Annotated in this window: 3 protein-coding genes; all 3 read right to left on the bottom strand. The window is 59.0% G+C overall.

The window, feature by feature from the left end; genetic code table 11:
* Positions 1-130: 130 nt before the first annotated feature.
* Complete coding sequence (locus AC04SH_RS34680; RefSeq protein ID WP_488481854.1) at positions 131-817, bottom strand: bifunctional Delta(1)-pyrroline-2-carboxylate/Delta(1)-piperideine-2-carboxylate reductase; 687 nt, start codon at positions 815-817, stop codon at positions 131-133.
* A 241-nt stretch (positions 818-1058) separates the two neighbouring features.
* Positions 1059-2303 (bottom strand): Zn-dependent hydrolase, encoded by a 1245-nt coding sequence (locus AC04SH_RS34675; RefSeq protein WP_488481853.1) that lies wholly within the window; start codon positions 2301-2303, stop codon positions 1059-1061.
* 41 nt (positions 2304-2344) lie between these two features.
* Positions 2345-2755, bottom strand: a 411-nt coding sequence (locus tag AC04SH_RS34670; protein ID WP_488481852.1) for a hypothetical protein, incomplete at its 5' end; no start/stop codon positions are given.

Here is a 2755-nt window from a genome sequence, read left to right as displayed (position 1 = left end):
ATCTCTTCCAACTTGAGCTCGCTGACCCCTCCGGAACAAAAATTTGCCGATCTGATTGATGAGCTTCTGGGCCTTTATCCCGAGATGACCTGAAGGTGTGGCACCCAGCATTGCATCATCGAGCGCCCCATCAACGTCGTATGACCTTCATCGCGGCGGCTAGGTCTTCTTGCGGAAGGCCGGTGGATTTGAAGACGGTCCGCCCGATCTCATTCAGGCGGCCCGGGTGGCCCTGCGCAAGCTCCGTCAGATCCGCCACAATATCTTCTGCAAAGAATGCGCCCTCAGCGATTGGTTGCGCCAGATCGCCCGCCAGAACAGCCCCCGCGAGCCCGTCGACGAACACCCGCGCCCCAGTGATCGCAGCCGTATCACTTTCGCGCATGTCGGGCTTAAATGCGCCTATGAGATCGAGGTGCGATCCGTCCCGCAGCCAGGCGCCGCGGATCATCGGCGTTGTTGAGGCTGTGACCGAACTTACTACATCCGCCAAGCGACACCCGGACTCTATATCCTCGCACCTTTCCGCGGGAAGGCCCCTCATAACGAGCGTAGCCGCCAGGGACCTAGCCTTTCCCCCGCTTCGTCCCCAAATCAGCACGCGGGTGTAGGTGCGTACACTCGCGTGGGCGTGGGCCACCGAGAGTGCTAGCTGACCGGTCCCGACAACAAATAAGGTTTGGACGTCTTTCCGGGCCAGGTAATCCGCCGCCAGCGCCGAGGCCGCCGCGGTGCGCCGCGCGGTGGGCGCATCCCCATCCAGCGCTGCCGTAAATCTACCGTCAGCCCCGTCGAACATCAGCATGCCGGCGCTGATGGTCGCCTTGCCGTGTGTTGCATTCCCAGGAAAAAAGGTAACGACCTTGACCCAATCGCTCTGCCACTCTCCCAGGCAGGCATAATCACTAGTGAGGCCTTTTCGCCATTCGGCAGGTCCATCTCAAGCACCTGACGCGCCGGCGCAACCGTCCTGGCGGTAACGAAACTCGCTCGAAGTTCCTCGATCAGCCCCGGCCAGTCCAGCCGTGCGTCGATCTCTGCGTGGTCGAAAAGCTGCATCAACGATCCGCACGTTGAACGACGGCGTGCAGAAGCATGTTGAGGCCTGCGCGGAAATCGGCTGGTTCGCAAGATTCATTGTTGTTGTGGGTGATCCCACCCTTGCAGGGTGTAAAAATCATGGCGCTGGGGCAATGCGTCGCCATGTGATAGGCGTCATGACCCGCCTGAGAGCGTATATCGCGCCAACTATAGGACTGACGGACTGCCTCAGCACGGATGCTGTTGATAAGTTCCTCGTCAAATATGTCGCCTCCCCAGCTCCATTCGTCCTCGACCACGGCGATACAGCCGGCCATGGCGGCGCTGGCCTTGGCGGCACGACGCATCTTTTCAGCCATGACCTTGGCGGTCATAGGATCGGGGTGCCGTACATCGGCGACGCATTGGGCCGTGTCAGACAGAATGCCCGGCTTGTTCGGCCAGGCGGCAAGGCGCGATCCAGTGGCCTTGCCGTCGTGAATCGCAAACTCCCAACCAATGTCGTCAACCGCAGTCAGAAACCTTGCCCCGGCGATCAGCGCGTTGTGACGAAGATCCATCGGCGTTGGGCCGGTGTGGGCGGTTTCGCCTTCGAAGCGAACACGGATGCCGTGGCTCGGGTAAGCGCCGGTGACGATCCCTACCTCCCGCCCCTCCGCATCGAGGATTGGTCCCTGCTCGATGTGCAGCTCGAAATAGGCGTCGATCTCCCCTGCCTTGCAAGGCTTTTCGCCCTTATAGCCTATTCGCTCAAGCTCATCGCCGAAACGCTGGCCATCGTCGGCAATCAGGTCATACACCCAGTCGCGTTCGTACTGCCCGACAAAACAGCCCGAGGCTACCATCGGCGGAGAAAACCTCGCGCCTTCCTCGTTGGTCCAGTCAACGACGATAATGGGCCTTTTGGTGACATACTCGAGATCGTTAAGCGCACGCACAAGCTCTAGCCCGGCAAGCACTCCGCCAATCCCGTCGAAGCGCCCGCCGTTGATCTGGGTGTCGAGGTGGCTGCCAATCAGGATCGGTGGCATTTCGTTGTTGGTACCGTCGCGCCTTGCGAAAATTGAGCCGAGTTCATCGATCTCGACGCTCAAGCCTGCCTCCCGGCACCAGCCACAAAATAGATCACGCATCTCGCGGTCTGAGTCCGTGAGCGTCAGACGCGACAGGCCTCCCGGACGGCCTTTGCCGATCTTGGCGGAAGCTTCGATTGTCGACCAGAAACGGTCGAGGGACACACGAGCTTCGGGGCAAATTGTCATAGATTAGTTCTTTCAAAATAGTGAAGGCACGTAGGCACCTATTAGGCCCAGGGATAGCCTCGGCTAACATGATCAGCGGCGGAAGCACCGATGCACCGAGGATGGTACGGCATCAGTTCGATACCCAAAGACGACGTTTTTCTACCGATCCAAACTTCTATCTTTCGGTTGAAATGCTGGCCGGGGTGCGGCCGAAGCAGATTTCTTTCCAAGAGACCAGTGGCACCGCCTTTCCAGCCCGGGTGAGACACTAGATAAGCTTCATGTAAGGCTCCCCGCCGACCGTCGGAAGGTGACATCGCATAACCGAGGAAGACAAATAGGTCGGAACTATCGCAGCAATCGACGGTGCCTATCTGCGAAATGCTGAAATATTCTGTACACTCAAAAGAGGCCGTGCTTTCCTGAAGCTCCCTTGGACCTTCCTCCAGGCACAAGGCACCAAGAATGTT

The sequence above is a fragment of the Mesorhizobium sp. CNPSo 4688 genome (assembly GCF_057784295.1).
The sequence above is the reverse complement of the archived record's forward strand: the minus strand, read 5'-3'. Positions and strand labels throughout refer to the sequence as shown.